The sequence below is a fragment of the Haloarcula salina genome (genome assembly GCF_010119195.1).
GTDB lineage: Archaea > Halobacteriota > Halobacteria > Halobacteriales > Haloarculaceae > Haloarcula > Haloarcula salina.
Genome location: NZ_WRXL01000001.1, coordinates 101,113 through 117,696 on the forward strand (window position 1 = coordinate 101,113; position 16,584 = coordinate 117,696).

Below are 16,584 nucleotides of genomic sequence, written 5' to 3' on the forward strand. Positions count from 1 at the left end.
CTCAGACCGCTATCAACGACGAAAATCGGGGTGATAGGTTTTTGACCGGCCGTTCCAGACACGAGTGACACGTGACTACCAAACGGATTCTCGGGTGTGGCTCGCTTGCGGTGACCGGCGTCGGCGTCGGCCTCGTCGCCGGACGACAGCTCGTCGCCGGCGGGAACGGCCTCGTCGGGGCCGCCATCGCAGCGTTCGGCGTCGTCATCGGCATCGGCTTCGTCGCCGGGAGTGCCGTCCTCTTCCGGAGCGACGTGCGGACGGAGCACGCGCTCAGAGTCGCCGGCTGGAACCTCCTCGGCGTCGTCGTCACCGCCGCGGTGCTGGCGCTGATCCTGCGCTACCAGCGGGCGAGCGGGGCGACCGTCGTCGCGCCGCTGTTCAGCGGAACCATCGTCGTCGGCGTGAGCGCCACTGCACACGTCCTCATCGGCGTGAACGACGTGCGGCGCATTCGGACGCGAAACCTCGCCCGTCAGCGCGAGAAGGCGAGCGTGATGAACCGCCTGATCCGACACGATCTGAAACACAGCGCGCAGGTGTTGCTCGGCCTCGGCGACGCGCTCGCGGGTCGCTCTGACCCCGACGTGGCCGAGATCGGGGAACGCGTGAGCGGCGTCGGCTCAGACCTTGCCGCCGTCGACAGTCAGGTCGAGACCGTGACGCGGCTCATCGAGATGGACGCCGTCGACCGAGAACCGATCGATATGGCGTCGCTGACCCGGTCGATCGTCGAGGACCTGCAGTCCGACTTCCCGGGGGCCGAGGTGGCCGTGACCGTCGACGGCGCCGGGCGTGCGCTCGCCGGCGAACCGATCGAAATCGCCGTCTCCGAGCTCATCGAGAACGCGCTGGAACACGGCGGCGACCCGGCCGCCGTCGAGGTCCGCGTCGAGCCCGCCGGTCGCTCGGTCGCGGTCACGGTTCGCGACGACGGGCCGGGCATCCCGGCCAACGAGCGCGACCTCATCACCGGCGAGCAGGAAGTGACTCAGTTGAGGCACAGCAACGGCCTGGGGCTGTGGCTGTCGAAGTGGGTCGTCGAGGCCTACGGCGGGTCGCTCGGATTCGAGGAACCGGCCGACGGCGGCACGACGGTCACGATTCGGCTGGACGCCGCAGACTGACGGCAACGGGGGCGCGGTCAGGAGCATCGCTGTGGCCCCCGCCGGTCAGGCCTCGCCGTAGACCGGGACCGCCGCCCCGCTGGTGACCGTCGCGGCGTCGGAACAGAGGAACAGCATCACGTCGGCGATCTCTCGGGGGTCGACCCACGCCTCGAAGTCCGAGTCGGGCATCATCTCGCGGTTCATCGGGGTGTCGATGACGCTCGGCATCACCGCGTTGGCCCGGACGGTCCCGAGGTTCTCCTCGGCGATGGTCTCCGTCAGCAGCCGGACGCCGGCCTTCGTCGCGCGGTAGACGCCGTCGCCCTCGCCGCCTTCGAGCGACGAGCGCGCGGAGACGGAGACGATGGCCCCCTCGGTCTCCCGGAGGTGCGGGACGGCGTGTTTCGAGGCCAGAAACATCGTCTTGAGGTTCACGTCGAAGAGGAAGTCGAACGTGTCGGCGTCCGTCTCGTCGACCGGCGTCCCGCCGCGCCAGGTCCCGGCGATGTTCAGCAGGAAGTCGAGGCGGCCGTGCTCGTCGACCACCGCGTCGACCGTCTCCGCCACCGCGTCCTCGTCGCTGAAGTCGGCCTGATAGAAGTCGACCCGGTCGGGGTCGGACAGCAGGAAGTCCTCGGTGTTCGGCTCGACGATGTCGCTCCCACAGACGGTCGCGCCGGCGTCGAGGAAGGCGTTCGCGACGGCGCTCCCGAGCGCGCCGCCGACGCCGCTGACCAGCGCGACCTCGTCGCCGAAGTCAAATGTCGCGGACATACGTGTGCTAACGTTCGGCACGCCGATAAAGGCTAACCCCGATAGCGCCCCTCCTGCAGGCGCGCCGAGGCGGCAGTCACCGTCCGCTCGACTTCCGCCGAGTTCGGAGCGCGTCAGCTTCCCGACGAGCGTGTGGCCGGCCGCTGTCGAACAGGTGGTAACCCACGAGCGTCCACGCAACGCCGTACGGAACCGAGAGGGCGGCGAACCGGATCGGAAGCGGCGTCGCGAGCGACACCGCGAGAGCGAACGCTGTCACCAGCGGCGCGGCGCAGAGCGCGGCCTCCGGAGTCAGGGCGCCCGCGGTCCACAGACGGGCCGCGCCGAACGCGCAACTGCAGCACAGTGCGCCGGTGAGGCCCAGGACGACGCAGAGGAACGCCGCGTCGGTCACCCCCGCCACGGTTCCGATCGAGAGCCCGAAGTACGCCGCGACGCCGACGGCGGCGACGGCGGTTCCGAGTTCCGAGCCCCGGAGCGCCGTCCGCGCGACCCGCCCGAGCTCGTCGGAGCGAGCGGCACGGAGCGCGACGTGGCCGGCGACGAGACAGCACAGCGGCGGCAGTAACAGGAGGCCGTAGAGTCGCGCTGTACCGCTGGTCACACTGAACGCGATCGGGACCAGCAGGTCCGGGAGGCCGTAGACCGTCAGGAGCGCGCCGCCGAGCATCCCCACCGAACCGAGGTCGCGAACCGTCCCGTCCCGAGAAGCGGCCATGCGAGAGGGTTCGCGACGAGCGGTATCAGTATACGGTCGCTACTCCCGTGCACAGGGCGCTCGGTCCGACGGACGGCAAGGGTGGACGGACGACCGTGGCCAGATCGACGAGCCGAGACGCCCGTCGAAATCGGTATAGAGCCCCTGAAATCGGTAAGAGAGCGGATAGCTTTGGGCCGAAGCGCGCACTATCAGGGCATGAATCGTCGGCAGGTCCTCTTCGCGCTGGCTGGCGGACTCGGCGTCGGCTCCGCGCTGACCGTGGGTGCGTCCGACGAATCGACGCCCGCCGCGACGGCCGGGACGAACGGTGTGCAGGCCCAGAATGGACGTGGATTCGCACACGAAGTAATCGACGACGACCCGCCGGTCCAGCGGCGGCTCACGGTGATGCAGACGACTGACCTGACCGGCAACGGACGGCCGGACGTGATCGTCGGCGGGAACGCGGACGCATACCCCGGACGCACGTACGTCCAGGACGCGGTCAGCGCCGGCGTCCCGGCCGTGGACCGCGTGGAGTCGCACCTGTTCTGGTACGAGAACCCCGGGTGGAAGCGCCACCCCATCTCCTTTGCCCCGTCGCTGGAGCGGGGGACGCTCGGCGACGTCGACGGCGACGGACGCGTAGACATCGTCGCTGGACAGGGCATCTACGAGACGAAGCTGTTCTGGTTCAGACAGCCGGCGGACCCGCGCTCGCGCTGGGAGCGCGTGCTCATCACCGACGACTTCGAGAAGTACCACGACGTGAAAGTCGGGGACATCGACGGCGACGGAGAGCCGGAGGTCGTCGCCGCCTCACAGGAGAGCGGCGTCGTCTTCTACTACGACGTCCCGGAGGACCCGACCGAGTCTCCGTGGCCGACGGAGAACAGGCACATCGTCGACGAGCGAACGGTCCAGGGCCTCGAACTCGTTGACATCGACGACGACGGGGTCACCGAACTCCTCGCGGGCCCGAACGTCTACCACAGAACCGACGACGGGGCGGGGTGGCGACGCGAGCCCATCGTCACCGGCTGGGACCTGACGAAGGTCGCGGTGGCCGACCTGGACGGCGACGGCGACCTCGAAGTCGTCCTCTCGGAGTGCGACTCGCCGACTTACGGGACGCGCCCGGGCCGCGTCGCCGTGTTCGATCCGCCGGAGTGGGAGCCGACGGTCCTCTCGGACGGGCTGTTCAATCCGCACACGCTCAAAATCGCCGACTTCGACGGCGACGGGAACCCGGACGTGTACGTCGCCGAACTCGGCCTCGGCAAGAATCCCGACCCGAAGCACCTCGTGTTCTTCGGCGACGGGACCGGTGGGTTCGAGCGGCGGGAACTGGACATCGACGTCCCGACGCACTGTGCGAAGGTCGCGGACGTCGACGGCGACGGCCGGCCGGACATCGTCGGCAAGCCGTGGGCCCCGCGGGCGAAGGTCGACGTGTGGTACAACCGACTGTGAGCGGCCGCCGCTGGGTCGAGTAGCTGCTGACGGTCAGGTGCTGACTGTCGGGCGCTGACGGCGGCCAGTCGTGTCATTCGACAGGCCCGTCGGGACCGGAATCGATCGAGCGCGACGGGCGTGCTTATCACTGCTGAGAATCGCGTAGGAACGCTTTATTGGGGTGTTTCCTTTGTGCCAAGGGATGGTAACCGATAGGGATTCACCGCTCCCGAGTTTCGTCGGCGGCAGTTACGCCGCGAGGCTCGGGGTCGCGCTCGCGTTCGCGATACTCGTCATCATCGGGGCGGGCGTTCTGACGAGCGTACAGGCGTCAGCGACGCTCGAAGCGGACGTGGCCGACGACATAACGGCGCTGTCAGAGACACAGGCCGCCCAGTTGGACGACTGGCTGACGACCTCGCGGCGGAGCGTCCGCTCGACGTCGCGACTGCCCGTGTTCACGACCGGAACGACCGACGAGAAGCAATCGCGACTGGAGCGCATGCAGTCGAACGAGGAGCTCCCGCCGACGGTGGTGGCGGCACACTACGTCGACACGGACTCGAACGAGATCCTCGCCAGTTCGAACCGGGACTTCGTCGGCGTCGACGCCGAGGAACAGGGCGCGCTGTTCGCGACGAACCCGCCGCAGTTCGACGGGCCCGACGACACCCACGTGACGGACCCGTTCTCCGTCTCGGTCGTCGATCACCCGATCGTCGCGGTCGTCTCGCCGGTCCCGGGAGAACGGGACCGCGCGGTCGTATACATGGTCGACCTCGCGGCGAAGGCCGACCAGATATCCAATCAGCGCGACGGGTCGTTCACGACGGTCGTCAACACCGACGGCGTGTTCGTCTCGCACCCGGACACCTCGAAGATCGGCACCACCGCGCCGATCTCACAGATGTCCTCGAACCCGCTCGCGTCGCTCGAACCCGGGCAGAGCGGCTTCCACGAATCCGAGGAGATGCTGATGGGGCTGAGCCGGCTCGAGTCCAACGACTGGATCGTGATGGTCCACTCGGACCCCGAGGTGGCCTACGCGCTGAGCGACCAGATCAACTCCGACCTCATCGGGCTGATCCTGCTCGCCGTCGTCAACCTCGGACTCATCGGGGTCACCATCGGCGGGAACACCATCGCCTCGCTCCGCCGGCTCTCGGCGAAGGCCGAGGCGATGGCCGACGGCGACCTCGACACCACGCTCGAGACGTCCCGCGAGGACGAGTTCGGGACGCTGTACGCGGCGTTCGACAACATGCGGACGAACCTCCGTGACAAGATTTCCGAAGCCGAGGCGGCCCGCGAGGAGGCCGAGGCGGCCAAGGAGTCCGCGCAGACGGCCCGCGAAGAGGTCGAGGCCGAGCGCAACGAGATGGAGGCGCTGACCGGTCACCTCGAACTCAAGGCCCAGCAGTACAGCGACGCGCTGGACGCGGCCGCGAACGGCGACCTGACCGCCCGCGTCGACCCGGACAGCATGAGCGATCCGATGGCCGAAGTGGGCGAGGACATCAACGCCACGCTCGACGCGCTCGGCGACACGATCGCGGACATGAAGACGTTCGCGACGAACGTCATCCAGTCCAGCGAGCGGGTCGGGTCCAACGCCGAACGCGTCGACCGGGCGAGCGAGCAGGTCGCGAAGTCGATCACCGAGATCTTCGAGGGCACGACCGAGCAAAACGAGGGCCTCGAATCGGCCGCCTCGGAGATGCAGAACCTCTCGGCCATCGCCGAGCAGGTCGCCTCGTCCGCCCAGCAGGTCGCCGACACCTCCCAGTCGGCCGCCCGCGTCGGCGAGGACGGACGCGAGGCGGCCCAGGAGGCCATCGCCGAGATGAACGCCATCGAGGACGAGACCGAGGAGACGGTCACAGAGATCAACGCGCTCGACGACGAGCTCGACGAGATCGGCGAGATCGTGAGCGTCATCACCAGCATCGTCGAGCAGACGAACATGCTGGCGCTGAACGCTTCCATCGAGGCCGCGCACGCGGACGGCGACGGCGAGGGCTTCGCCGTCGTCGCCGACGAGATCAAGGGCCTCGCGGAGGAGACCAAGGCGGCCGCCGGCGACATCGAAGGGCGCATCGAGGCCATCCAGGAGCAGGCCGGCGACACGGTCGAGACGATGGAGTCGACCAGCCGCCGCATCACGGAAGGCGTCTCCACGGTCGAGGAGGCCGTCGACGCGCTGGAGACCATCGTCGAATACACCGAGGAGGTCGACACCGGCATCCAGGAGATCGACCGCGCGACCGAGGAACAGGCACGGACCGCACAGGACGTGATGGAGACCATCGACGACCTCACGACCATCAGCCAGCAGACGGCGACGGAAGCGGACACCGTTGCTGGCGCGGCGGACGACCAGTCGGCCTCTATCGGAGAGGTGTCCGACTCCGCGGCGGAGCTCCGCCAGCGCGCCGACGACCTCGAATCGCTCCTCGACCGCTTCACCGTCGACGACGCGGCCGAGACGGACGCGGACGGCGCGACCGCGACTATGGACGACTGACAATGGCTGACATCACTACCTGGTTCACGCTGGGACTGCTCGGCGAACTGCTCGGGACGGCCGTACTGGCCTACGGCTACACGCTCGTCCCCGAAGAGACGCGGCGGCGCTACCTGCTACTGGTCGCGATTCCCGGTATCGCCATCGTCGCTTACGCGCTGATGACGCTCGGGTTCGGCGCGATACAGGCGCAGGGCCACGCCGTCTACGCCGTCCGGTACGCCGACTGGCTGTTGACCACGCCGATCAACGTCCTGTTCCTGGCGTTGCTTGCCGGGGCGGACCGACGCGAGACGGTCGCGCTCGTCGCGCTCCAGGCGTTGACCATCGCGTTCGGCTTCGCCGGCGCACTCGTCCCGGCTCCGTTCAGCTACGGGCTGTTCGCGGTCGGGGCGGCGCTGTTCGGCGGCGTCGTCTACCTGCTCTACGGATCCGTCGCCGAAGCGGCGAGCGAGACGCTGTCGGACCTCGAGATGAGCATGTACCGCACGCTCCGAAACTTCGTCGTCGTCCTGTGGTCGGTCTACCCCGTCGTCTGGCTGCTCGGCGCACCGGGCCTCGGCCTGATGGACATCGAGACGGCGTCGATGGTCATCGTCTACCTCGACGTGGTCACGAAGGTCGGCTTCGGCGTCATCGCGCTCTTCGCGATGACGAACATCGGGTCGGTCAGCGAGGACGAGGTAGTGGCGACCGCGGGGGACTAGCGAGCCACGAAGTCCGCTCCTCAGCGTACGAGCGGTGACCGCACCGAGCGCGCACCTGCGAAGGCGCACGACGTCACCATGAACGCGTTTTCAGAACGACAGACCGAGCCGGGAGCGGCGCTCAGGAACCGTCGTCACGCACGGCGCCGGTGTCGTTCGTCCCGTCGGCCGCATCCGATGGTTCGGCCTCGCCCTCCAGCGTATCGAGCGCGGCGGGAAGCCGGTTGTCGATCAGCCAGAAGGTCAGGCGATAGACGCCGTAACCGAGGACGACGAACAGCAGTAGGTCGATGAGATACAGTTCGAGAAATTCGACGAGCGAGATCTGGCTGAGCGCGAGGTCCCCGGTGAGAATGAGGAACTCCAGCGTGGCGACGACGAACAGCGCCGGCGCAAAGAGAACGACCAGTCCGATGACGAGAATGACGAGCCGCCGTTGCGATTCAGCCGATGACATACCTACAGTATTGCTGTCCAGACGGATAGGTTTGCACGACGGGAGTGGGGCTGCGTTCCGTGATCGAGGGGAGACGGCCGTACGACCGACCCACGACCACCTGTCGCTCACGAGGCGACGGCCGAAAAATCGGTGCGGGAGTCAGCCAGTCAGTGGATGCCCATCGCTTCGATCTGCTCTTGATACCGGTTTCGGATAGTGACCTCGGTCACCTGGGCCACGTCGGCGACTTCGCGCTGGGTCTTCTTCTCGTTGCAGAGCAACGAGGCGGCGTAGATGGCGGCGGCGGCGTATCCTGTCGGCGACTTGCCGGAGAGCAGGCCCTGCTCGGCGGTGGTGTCGATGATCTCGTTGGCCTTGGACTGGACCTCCTCGGAGAGTTCCAGTTCCGAGGCGAAGCGGGGGACGTACTGCTTGGGGTCGACCGGCTCCATCTTGAGTTCGAGCTCCTGGGCGACGTAGCGGTAGGTCCGACCGATCTCCTTCTGCTCGACGCGGGACACGTCCGAGACCTCTTCGAGGCTCCGGGGGATGCCCTCCTGCCGGCAGGCCGCGTACAGGCAGGCGGTGGCGACGCCCTCGATGGAGCGCCCGCGGATGAGGTCCTCGTTGAGCGCGCGGCGGTAGATGACCGAGGCGACCTCACGCACCGAGCGGGGCACGCCCAGCGCGCTCGCCATGCGGTCGATCTCCGACAGCGCGAACTGCAGATTCCGCTCGCCGGCGTCCTTGGTTCGGATGCGCTCCTGCCACTTTCGCAGCCGGTGCATCTGGCTCCGTTTCTCCGAGGAGAGCGACCGACCGTAGGCGTCCTTGTCCTTCCAGTCGATCTGGGTGGTCAGCCCCTTGTCGTGCATCGTCTGGGTCGTCGGGGCCCCGACGCGTGACTTCGACTGGCGCTCGGAGTGGTTGAACGCCCGCCACTCCGGGCCGCGGTCGATGTTCTCGTCCTCGATGACGAGGCCGCAGTCCTCGCAGACGAGTTCCCCCCCGCCGTCGCTGGTGATGGACTCCGACTCACACTCTGGGCAGGTCTGCTGGCCCGTGCTCTCGGATTCCTGCTCGCGTTCCTCCTGGTCAGAATCCCGCTGGCGCGTCGGCCGTTCCATGTGTTCTTTTACGGAGAAAAGCCAATCACGTATAAATGTTTGGGTGGTTCGCCTATATTTCTCATCCCACGGGCCTGTATACTGGGGGCGAATCGGGCCAGCGTAAAGGCTTAACCGCGGGCGCGCGGTGATGTTGTCATGATTGTGGCCGTACTCGGGGCCGGTCAGCGGGGGCGCGACATCGCACAGCGATGCGTCCGCGCGGGCCACGACGTGCGCCTCCGCGGCACAGACGCGACCGCCGTGATGGACCGCATCGACGAGATCGAGCGCGCACTGGACGCGACGGGCCAACAGGAGCGCGTCGACGGGACGACGGGGCTCGAAAGCGCCGTCAGCGGGGCCGAAGTCGTCATCGACGCGGACGACCGCGACACGGACGGCCACCGCGAACTGGTCGCCGAGACGGAGACGATGGTGGGCGAGGACGCGCTACTCGCGGTCAGCGAGCCGACGGTGTCGGTGACGGCGGTCGCGACCGGTCTTCGCGCCCCGGACCGGTCCGTCGGCCTCCACCTCGTCGACCCGCCGGACGGGGACGTCGTGGAAGTGGTCATCGCGGAGCAGACGACGGGACGGACCCGCGACCGGGCCGCGGCCTTCGTCGAGTCGCTCGACGCGACGCCGGTGGTCGTCCGCGACACGCCGGGGTTCGCTGCGATGCGCCTCGAACTCGCTGCGATCGCCGAGGCGGTCCGGATGGTCGAGGAGGGAGTCGCGTCCGTTCGGGACGTTGACCGCGCGTTCGAACGCGAGGGCGCGGGCGGACACGGCGCGTCCGACCGCCGGCGCGGACCGCTCGCACGCGCCGATCGACTCGGCCTGGAGACGGTACTGAGCGGGCTCACGGACCTCTCGGAGCGGCTCGACGCCCGCTTCGAACCGCCGGCGTTGTTACGGCGGAAGGTCGAAGACGGCCGACTCGGCGCGGCGACCGGCGAGGGGTTCTACGTCTGGGAGAACGGCGAACCGACGACGGGGGCCGACCCCGACCCGGAGGTCCCCACGCGCGACGACGACTCGGGCGTCCGATGAGTCCGCCGGACGCGCCGCCCGTGGAGTACGAGGAGGACGACGACGAGTTCTCGACGCTGTTCGACGAACTCGAAGAGCTCGAGGACCTCGTGGACTCCGAGGACGAGCGCCGACAGGTCCGCGAGGCGATGCGCGCGGCCGCCGAGTCACAGGACTCCGACCCGGCGGTGTTCGGCCGGGTGGTCTGGGGCTTCGGCCGGTCGGACCTCGCGGAGGCGCTGCTCGGCTCGCTCCTGTTCGGTATCCCGATGGCGGTCGAGGGCGGGACCGTCGACGCCGGCCGCCACATCGCACGGCACCCGCTGTACCTCGCGGCGACGCTCGCCGTTGCCATCGGTCTGGTCGTCGCGATTCTCTACGTCGCCGACTTCCAGGACGTGCGCGTCGCCAACGCCATCTTCGGGATCGTTCCCCGCCGGCTGGTCGGCGTCACCGGGACGGCGATGGTCGTCTCCGTGGCGCTGTTGACCGGGTGGGGGCTGGTCGACTGGTCGGGCGATCCGACCGCCGTCTGGGAGTCAGCCTGCATCTGTGCCGTCGCGTTCGTCCCGATGGCGATCGGTGCGGCACTGGGCGACATCCTCCCCGGGAGCTAGGCGTGGGACGCCGTCGCGGTGGCGGTCGCGTTTGGCAATCGTTAAAAGCCGCGGTCGGATACGGAGTGGTATGAGCGAGAGCCAACAGACACAGAAACGGACGCAGAAGTGCGTCTCCTGTGGCATCAACATCGCCGGCACGAACGCCGCGGCGTTCAAGTGCCCGGACTGTGGCCACCAGATCTACCGGTGTGCCACCTGTCGGAAGCAGAGCAACCTCTACAAGTGCCCCGACTGCGGATTCACGGGACCATAACGATGGGGAAAGTCGCCGCCAAGATGAAAGTCATGCCGCAGAGCCCGGAAGTCGACCTCGACGCCCTGCAGGACCGTCTCGAGGGCGCGCTTCCCGAGGGAACGAAGATCAACGGCTTCGAGCGCGAGGACGTGGCCTTCGGCCTCGTCGCGCTGACCCCGACGGTCATCGTCCCCGACGACTCCGGCGGGACCGACGCCGTGGAAGAGGCCTTCGCGAACGTCGACGGCGTCGAGTCGGTCTCCATCGAGAGCACCGGCCGCCTCTGAGCGTCCGGTCCTCCCCGCGTTCTCCCGTCCGTAGCGGCGGCACGACCCGACCTTGGACGGTCGCGGAACGCACGTTTTATTAGGGCGACCGGATTAGCGGGGAGCAAGAATGCCCAGTTCGAACGGACCACTCGAAGGAACGCGGAACAAGCTCAAGAACAACCCCCGAGAACGCGGCTCCTCGCCGCCCCAGCGCGCCGTCGAGCAGTTCGAGAACGGCGAGAAAGTTCACCTGAAGATCGACCCCTCGGTCCCGAAAGGTCGGTTCCACCCGCGCTTTGGCGGGCAGACCGGGACGGTCGTCGGCAAGCAAGGTGACGCCTTCAAGGTCGAAATCGTCGACGGCGGCAAGGAGAAGACCGTCATCGTCACGGCTGCGCACCTGCGCCGGCAAGAATGACGATCTTCAAAGAGAAGCTCGACGAAGAATACCTCACGGTCGCCGAGACGAAGGCGATCCTGGAGGACCTGGAGATGGAGCGGGCGGCCGACGAGGACCGCGAGATGCGCTACGAGCTCAAGCGAGCTATCGAGCACGTCAACCGCTTCGCCGTCCTCGACCCCGAGGAGTCGCTGGAATTCGTCGAGGAACTGCAGGAACTCGAGAAGGTCGACACGCCGACGGCCTACAAGATCGCGAACCTGCGGCCGCTCGACCGGGACGAACTCCGCGCCGTGTTCGCCCAAGAGCGCTACACGCTGTCCGGCGACGAACTGGACGAGATTCTCAATATCGTCAAGCGCTACGCCTGAGGCGTCGAGCCGACCGCGTTGGCGCTCCCGCTCTATCCAAACGAGCCCCGCGTATCGACAGCCGGCGACGTGATCCTCGCCATCCACCGGCATTAAGTGGACTCTGCTCGTACTGCCTGACATGACCGATTCGGAGAGCGGCGACAACATGATGGGAGCCGTCCTGGACGTCCTCCCGCACGGGCGACCGGGCGACGATCGCCCCCAACATCAGAAGGAGCCGCTCGCGTACGCCCTCGACGTCGAGGAGTTCTACATCTACGAGCTCTCGCTCGATGAGGACGACGACATCGCCTTCGGCGACCGCGTGGACCTGACGGAGTTCGGGCGGGTCACGGAAGTCGCGTTCGAGGACCTCCCCAGCGGCGCTCGCTCGGAGCTTGAGTACGCCGTCGAGGAGATCGTCGAGGGCGACGAGCGGCGCTTCGTCGACTTCTACAACGATGCCCAACCCATCACGCTCCGGCTCCACCAGCTCAATCTCCTACCGGGTATCGGCAAGAAGCTCCGAAACACGATCCTCGACGAGCGCAAGCGAAAGCCCTTCGAGAGCTTCGAAGAGCTCGAAGAGCGCGTGAGCGGCCTCCACAACCCCAGAGAGGTGCTCATCGAGCGGATCATCGAGGAACTGGAAGAAGACGACCTGAAGTACCGTATCTTCGTCCGGCGCGAGGAGCAGTCCTCGTAACGACGGTCGAAGGCGACCCTTTTCTATCCCGGTCCGCTACGCCCAGCCAATGACTACAGAGACTGGGGCGCGGGACCCGGACGCACTGGTCCGCCGGGCCGGCAAGCGCGCCGACACCCGCAAGGACCAGCACTTCCTCGTCGACGACAGGGTACTCGACCGGATTCCGGGCTACGCGACCGAGGCCGGCGCGGACTGCTCGCACGTCCTCGAAATCGGGGGCGGCCCCGGGGCGCTGACGGACCGCCTGCTCGCCGTCGCCGACCGGGTGACGGTCGTCGAGCGCGATCCCGACTTCGCGGCCCACCTGGGCGAGGAGTTCGCCGAAGAGGTCGCCGACGGCCGTCTGACGGTCGTACAGGGCGACGCCCTCGACGTGGCGCTCCCCGAGTTCACCGCCAGCATATCGAACCTCCCGTACGGCGCGTCCTCGGAGATCGCGTTCCGCCTGTTGCCCGCGGGGAAGCCGCTCGTGTTGATGTTCCAGCGGGAGTTCGCCGAGCGGATGGCCGCCGACCCGGGGACGGACGATTACGGACGGCTGTCGGTCACGGCGGGCCACTACGCCGACGTGGAGGTCGTCGAGACGGTGCCGCCGGAGGCGTTCGACCCCCAGCCGCGGGTGACCAGCGCCGTTGTCCGGACGACGCCGCGGACGCCGGACTACACCGTCCCCGACGACGCCTTCTTCATGGACTTTCTGAAGGCCGTGTTCACCCAGCGCCGAAAGACCATGCGGAATGCGATCCGGAACACGGCGCACATCTCAGGCCTGGGCGACCCCGACGCGGTCGTCGACGCCGCCGACGAGGAGCTACTGAGCGCCCGCGCGGGCACCCTCGCTCCGCGGGACTTCGCGACGCTGGCGACGCTCGCGTACGAGGTCGGCGAGCCGGAGGCGTGAGATGAGCGAGGAGACCGGCGACAGCGATCCGACCGACGACGGTGGGGACAGGAACGACGGGGGCTCGGGCGACCGACCGTCCCTGGCCGACCGGCGCGACGTGGAGTCGGTGTACCAGCCGGCCGAGGACTCGGACCTGCTGGCGCGGACGGCCCGCGAGCGCGTCGCGTCGGGAGATCGCGTCCTCGACGTGGGGACCGGATCGGGCTACGTTGCCGCCGTGCTCGCGGAGGCCGGCGCGGACGCGGTCGGGGTCGACGTGAGCCCGCTGGCCTGCCGGCAAGCCGCCGACAACGGCGTCCCCGTCGTCCGCGGGGACCTCGTCTCGCCGTTTCGGGACGGCGTCTTCGACCTGGTGACGTTCAATCCGCCGTACCTGCCGACGCCACAGGAACGGGAGTGGGACGACTGGATGGAACACGCGCTCTCGGGCGGGGAGGACGGGCGCCGGCTGGTCGACCCGTTCCTCGATACCGTGGAACGGGTCCTGGCTCCCGATGGCGAGGCGCTCGTGCTGGTGAGCAGTCTCACCGACCCCGGTGCCGTCCGCGAGTACGCGAGCGACCGAGATCTCGTTAGCGAGCGCCTCGCGAGCGAGAAGCACCCGTACGAGGAACTCGTCGTCCTGCGCTTTGCCGCCGAGTGATTACTGTGGAGCATTAGACTGAATAGGAAATATTAAAGCCCGTCATTTCTTATCCCGACGCAATGACACAGGTAGTCGCCACGACCCCTGGTCTCTTTCCCCTCCCGGACTGGGCCAAGGACGAACTGTCAGACCTGAAAGGCCACCAGAAGACCGATCTCGTCTCGGGCGACGAGTCCGGTGCCATCGTCGAGGCGTACGACGAGGTGCGCGCGGAAGTCGTCGCACGCCAGCAGAACGCCGGTCTCGATCGGATCGTCGAGGGGCAACTGCGCTGGGACGACATGCTCGCGCACCCGCTCGCCGTCCACGACAGCGTGGAGACGAAGGGCATCGTCCGCTACTACGACAACAACAACTTCTACCGCGAGCCGGTCGTGCAGGACGACCTCTCGGCCGACGGGGGCGACGTGGCCGCGGACCTCGGTGCGGCCGCCGACCTCGTCGACGAGGGACTGCAGGCGGTCCTCCCCGGTCCGTACTCGCTCGCCGACCTCGCGACCGACGAGCACTACGGCGACGAGGCGGCGTTCCTCGACGCCGTCGCCGACTTCCTCGTCGAGGAAGTGAAGTCCTTCCCCGACGTGGAGACGCTGTTCCTGCTCGAACCGTCGCTCGTCGAGAACGCGCCCGCGGACGGCGAGGACGAGCGCGCCGCGGAGGCCATCGACGCCGTCGCCTCGGCCGCCGACGCCGAAGTCGTCGCCCACACCTACTGGGGAGCGATCGAAGAGAAGGCCTACGCGCACCTGATGGACGCCGACGTGGACGCCATCGGCTTCGACCTCGTCGCGAACCACGATCAGAACGTGTACAACGTCCAGGAGTACGGCACGAAAGACGACGTGGCGCTCGGCGTCGTCGACGGGCAGAACACGCTCGTCGAGTCCCCCGAGACCATCCGCGACCGCATCGACTGGTTCGAACAGCAGACCAACAACGCCTACGACACCGTCTACGCGACGGCGAACACGGAGCTGTTCTACCTGCCCGTGAACAAGTTCGAAGACAAGCTCGACGCGCTCGCGAACGCCGCCGACCTGGAGGCGGCGGAGGCATAAATCCATGACAGGACCACGAGACCAGTTCAAACCGGCGGATCACCCGAACGACCACTTCCTGCTGACGACCGTCGTCGGCTCCTACCCCAAGCCCAAGTGGCACGACCGGGCGCGGGAACTGTTCGAGGACGAGGACGCGGACTTCGACGAGGAGCAGTGGGAGGAAGCAAAGGACGACGCCTCGCGGCTCATCACTCACGAGCACGAGCGCTCCGGGCTGGACGTCATCTGTGACGGCGAGATGCGCCGCAACGAGATGGTCGAGTACTTCGCCCACCGCATCGACGGCTACGAGTTCAACGGCCGCGTGAAGGTGTGGGGCCACAACTACTTCGACAAGCCGAGCGTCGCCGACGAGGTCGAGTACGGCGAGCAGTGGCTCGTCGAGGAGTTCGAGTTCACCGACGAGGTGGCCGAGCGCCCGGTCAAGGTCCCGATCACCGGCCCGTACACGCTCGCCAACTGGTCGTTCAACGAGGTCTACGACAGCGAGGAGCAACTGGCCTACGAGCTGGCCGAACTCGTCAACGAGGAGATCGAGGCGCTGGTCGAAGCCGGCGCGCGCTACATCCAGATCGACGAGCCCGCCCTCGCCACGACGCCGGACGACCACGCCATCGTCGGCGAGTGTCTGGAGCGCATCGTCGACGAGATTCCGGACGACGTGCGCCTCGGCCTGCACGTCTGTTACGGCGACTACTCGCGCATCTACCCCGAGATCCTCGACTACCCGGTCCACGAGTACGACCTCGAACTGGCCAACGGTGACTACGACCAGCTCGACGTGTTCAAAGAGCACGAGTTCACCAAGGACTTCGCGATGGGCGTCGTCGACGCCCACGTCGCCGAAGTCGAGTCCGTCGAGGAGATCAAGGAGAACATCAAGAAGGGCCTGGAGGTCGTCCCGCCGGAGCGACTCACCGTCTCGCCGGACTGCGGCGTGAAACTGCTCCCGCGCGACGTGGCCTACGGCAAGATGGAGAACATGGTGCAGGCGGCCCGCGAGATCGAGGAAGAACTCGACGCCGGTGAGATCGACGTGGTCGCGAGCGGTGCGGAAGCGCGAGCGGACGACTGAGCGGTCCGCTGTCCGTCCGGTGACAGAGACCGGGTGCTGAATCCGACCATCTCCCGCGGCGTCGCTGTATTTTGTACCCCCGCCGACATCCAGTTCGGCAACTATCGAAGTTTCTCGGGCGCGAGCGCCCCACGACCGGCCCGTGAGCGCCACGTCGCGGAGAACGCTCTCGGAAGCGGCCTGTAACCGATCTTGAACGCCGATCGGTGGGTGACCGACCACGCCGTCGATTCGGAACGCGTGGCAGGCCACCTGTTGAGAACGGGCCTGGTCACACACTCGCTCGTACTCTCGGAATTCAAATATATCAATGAGAAATATTTATAAATGGTTGGGTAACCAACCACTATGAATTCGATGATCGACGAATGTTCCATCGACTGTAATAGAAATAACGTATAGCAGACCCAACATATAACGGTGTTCTTGAGTTCCCACTTACTGGCCATAATAGCGTAATAGC

The 16,584-nt window shown here is 67.3% G+C and carries 19 protein-coding genes; 15 read left to right on the forward strand and 4 right to left on the reverse strand.

Annotated elements, in window-relative coordinates:
- Positions 1 to 71: 71 nt before the first annotated feature.
- Positions 72 to 1,127 (forward strand): sensor histidine kinase, encoded by a 1,056-nt coding sequence (locus GM656_RS00565; protein ID WP_162411698.1) that lies wholly within the window; start codon positions 72 to 74, stop codon positions 1,125 to 1,127.
- A 45-nt stretch (positions 1,128 to 1,172) separates the two neighbouring features.
- On the opposite strand, the gene GM656_RS00570 is transcribed toward GM656_RS00565, so the two are convergent.
- Both GM656_RS00570 and GM656_RS00575 read right to left on the reverse strand, forming a co-directional pair.
- Positions 1,173 to 1,883: an SDR family oxidoreductase gene (locus GM656_RS00570; protein WP_162411699.1), complete on the reverse strand. Its 711-nt coding sequence runs from the start codon at positions 1,881 to 1,883 to the stop codon at positions 1,173 to 1,175.
- Positions 1,884 to 1,959: 76 nt separating this feature from the next.
- Entirely contained in the window at positions 1,960 to 2,601 is a 642-nt protein-coding gene (locus tag GM656_RS00575) for a hypothetical protein (RefSeq protein WP_162411700.1), read from the reverse strand.
- A gap of 390 nt (positions 2,602 to 2,991) precedes the next feature.
- On the opposite strand from GM656_RS00575, the gene GM656_RS00580 reads away from it, so the two are divergent.
- The 3 genes from GM656_RS00580 (at position 2,992) to GM656_RS00590 (ending at position 7,269) form a co-directional block, all read left to right on the forward strand.
- Complete coding sequence (locus tag GM656_RS00580) at positions 2,992 to 4,056, forward strand: FG-GAP repeat domain-containing protein (protein WP_394352093.1); 1,065 nt, start codon at positions 2,992 to 2,994, stop codon at positions 4,054 to 4,056.
- A 184-nt stretch (positions 4,057 to 4,240) separates the two neighbouring features.
- A complete protein-coding gene (locus GM656_RS00585) occupies positions 4,241 to 6,562 on the forward strand; it encodes a methyl-accepting chemotaxis protein (RefSeq protein ID WP_162411702.1) in 2,322 nt (773 codons plus the stop codon).
- 2 nt (positions 6,563 to 6,564) lie between these two features.
- Complete coding sequence (locus GM656_RS00590) at positions 6,565 to 7,269, forward strand: bacteriorhodopsin (RefSeq protein WP_162411703.1); 705 nt, start codon at positions 6,565 to 6,567, stop codon at positions 7,267 to 7,269.
- Positions 7,270 to 7,390: 121 nt separating this feature from the next.
- On the opposite strand, the gene GM656_RS00595 is transcribed toward GM656_RS00590, so the two are convergent.
- Entirely contained in the window at positions 7,391 to 7,726 is a 336-nt protein-coding gene (locus tag GM656_RS00595; RefSeq protein WP_162411704.1) for a hypothetical protein, read from the reverse strand.
- A gap of 149 nt (positions 7,727 to 7,875) precedes the next feature.
- Entirely contained in the window at positions 7,876 to 8,835 is a 960-nt protein-coding gene (locus tag GM656_RS00600) for a transcription initiation factor IIB (protein ID WP_162411705.1), read from the reverse strand.
- Positions 8,836 to 8,973: 138 nt separating this feature from the next.
- Between GM656_RS00600 and GM656_RS00605 the strand changes: the two genes are divergently transcribed.
- The 11 genes from GM656_RS00605 to GM656_RS00655 all read left to right on the forward strand — a co-directional run bounded on the left by GM656_RS00605 (position 8,974) and on the right by GM656_RS00655 (position 16,121).
- Positions 8,974 to 9,870 (forward strand): 3-hydroxyacyl-CoA dehydrogenase family protein, encoded by an 897-nt coding sequence (locus tag GM656_RS00605; RefSeq protein WP_162411706.1) that lies wholly within the window; start codon positions 8,974 to 8,976, stop codon positions 9,868 to 9,870.
- Positions 9,867 to 10,466: a DUF2391 family protein gene (locus GM656_RS00610; RefSeq protein ID WP_162411707.1), complete on the forward strand. Its 600-nt coding sequence runs from the start codon at positions 9,867 to 9,869 to the stop codon at positions 10,464 to 10,466. Before GM656_RS00605 ends, GM656_RS00610 begins: the two co-directional genes overlap by 4 nt.
- 70 nt (positions 10,467 to 10,536) lie before the next feature.
- Entirely contained in the window at positions 10,537 to 10,722 is a 186-nt protein-coding gene (locus GM656_RS00615; RefSeq protein WP_162411708.1) for an HVO_2753 family zinc finger protein, read from the forward strand.
- A 2-nt stretch (positions 10,723 to 10,724) separates the two neighbouring features.
- The gene (locus GM656_RS00620; RefSeq protein WP_162411709.1) at positions 10,725 to 10,991 is read left to right on the forward strand and encodes an elongation factor 1-beta; all 267 of its coding nucleotides are present in this window, start codon (positions 10,725 to 10,727) and stop codon (positions 10,989 to 10,991) included.
- 109 nt (positions 10,992 to 11,100) lie between these two features.
- Positions 11,101 to 11,391, forward strand: a complete 291-nt coding sequence (locus GM656_RS00625; RefSeq protein WP_162411710.1) for a 50S ribosomal protein L21e — start codon at positions 11,101 to 11,103, stop codon at positions 11,389 to 11,391.
- On the forward strand, positions 11,388 to 11,744 hold the full coding sequence (locus GM656_RS00630; protein ID WP_162411711.1) for an RNA polymerase Rpb4 family protein: 357 nt from the start codon (positions 11,388 to 11,390) through the stop codon (positions 11,742 to 11,744). Before GM656_RS00625 ends, GM656_RS00630 begins: the two co-directional genes overlap by 4 nt.
- Positions 11,745 to 11,865: 121 nt before the next feature.
- A complete protein-coding gene (locus GM656_RS00635) occupies positions 11,866 to 12,432 on the forward strand; it encodes a DUF655 domain-containing protein (RefSeq protein ID WP_162411712.1) in 567 nt (188 codons plus the stop codon).
- 49 nt (positions 12,433 to 12,481) lie between these two features.
- A complete protein-coding gene (locus GM656_RS00640) occupies positions 12,482 to 13,336 on the forward strand; it encodes a 16S ribosomal RNA methyltransferase A (RefSeq protein ID WP_162411713.1) in 855 nt (284 codons plus the stop codon).
- A gap of 1 nt (position 13,337) precedes the next feature.
- Positions 13,338 to 13,982 (forward strand): HemK2/MTQ2 family protein methyltransferase, encoded by a 645-nt coding sequence (locus GM656_RS00645; protein ID WP_162411714.1) that lies wholly within the window; start codon positions 13,338 to 13,340, stop codon positions 13,980 to 13,982.
- Between the two features lie 62 nt (positions 13,983 to 14,044).
- Positions 14,045 to 15,043, forward strand: a complete 999-nt coding sequence (locus GM656_RS00650; RefSeq protein WP_162411715.1) for a 5-methyltetrahydropteroyltriglutamate--homocysteine methyltransferase — start codon at positions 14,045 to 14,047, stop codon at positions 15,041 to 15,043.
- 4 nt (positions 15,044 to 15,047) lie between these two features.
- Positions 15,048 to 16,121, forward strand: a complete 1,074-nt coding sequence (locus GM656_RS00655) for a methionine synthase (RefSeq protein WP_162411716.1) — start codon at positions 15,048 to 15,050, stop codon at positions 16,119 to 16,121.
- Positions 16,122 to 16,584 lie beyond the last annotated feature (463 nt).

Bases quoted from the DNA above. Each gene is read 5' to 3' on its own strand.
- GM656_RS00640 (WP_162411713.1), top strand. From the start codon at position 12,482: ATGACTACAGAGACTGGGGCGCGGGACCCGGACGCACTGGTCCGCCGG.
- GM656_RS00585 (WP_162411702.1), top strand. From the start codon at position 4,241: ATGGTAACCGATAGGGATTCACCGCTCCCGAGTTTCGTCGGCGGCAGT.
- GM656_RS00645 (WP_162411714.1), top strand. From the start codon at position 13,338: ATGAGCGAGGAGACCGGCGACAGCGATCCGACCGACGACGGTGGGGAC.
- GM656_RS00620 (WP_162411709.1), top strand. From the start codon at position 10,725: ATGGGGAAAGTCGCCGCCAAGATGAAAGTCATGCCGCAGAGCCCGGAA.
- GM656_RS00590 (WP_162411703.1), top strand. From the start codon at position 6,565: ATGGCTGACATCACTACCTGGTTCACGCTGGGACTGCTCGGCGAACTG.
- GM656_RS00600 (WP_162411705.1), bottom strand. From the start codon at position 8,835: ATGGAACGGCCGACGCGCCAGCGGGATTCTGACCAGGAGGAACGCGAG.
- GM656_RS00595 (WP_162411704.1), bottom strand. From the start codon at position 7,726: ATGTCATCGGCTGAATCGCAACGGCGGCTCGTCATTCTCGTCATCGGA.
- GM656_RS00635 (WP_162411712.1), top strand. From the start codon at position 11,866: ATGACCGATTCGGAGAGCGGCGACAACATGATGGGAGCCGTCCTGGAC.
- GM656_RS00615 (WP_162411708.1), top strand. From the start codon at position 10,537: ATGAGCGAGAGCCAACAGACACAGAAACGGACGCAGAAGTGCGTCTCC.
- GM656_RS00605 (WP_162411706.1), top strand. From the start codon at position 8,974: ATGATTGTGGCCGTACTCGGGGCCGGTCAGCGGGGGCGCGACATCGCA.
- GM656_RS00580 (WP_394352093.1), top strand. From the start codon at position 2,992: ATGCAGACGACTGACCTGACCGGCAACGGACGGCCGGACGTGATCGTC.
- GM656_RS00655 (WP_162411716.1), top strand. From the start codon at position 15,048: ATGACAGGACCACGAGACCAGTTCAAACCGGCGGATCACCCGAACGAC.
- GM656_RS00570 (WP_162411699.1), bottom strand. From the start codon at position 1,883: ATGTCCGCGACATTTGACTTCGGCGACGAGGTCGCGCTGGTCAGCGGC.
- GM656_RS00625 (WP_162411710.1), top strand. From the start codon at position 11,101: ATGCCCAGTTCGAACGGACCACTCGAAGGAACGCGGAACAAGCTCAAG.
- GM656_RS00610 (WP_162411707.1), top strand. From the start codon at position 9,867: ATGAGTCCGCCGGACGCGCCGCCCGTGGAGTACGAGGAGGACGACGAC.
- GM656_RS00630 (WP_162411711.1), top strand. From the start codon at position 11,388: ATGACGATCTTCAAAGAGAAGCTCGACGAAGAATACCTCACGGTCGCC.
- GM656_RS00650 (WP_162411715.1), top strand. From the start codon at position 14,045: ATGACACAGGTAGTCGCCACGACCCCTGGTCTCTTTCCCCTCCCGGAC.
- GM656_RS00575 (WP_162411700.1), bottom strand. From the start codon at position 2,601: ATGGCCGCTTCTCGGGACGGGACGGTTCGCGACCTCGGTTCGGTGGGG.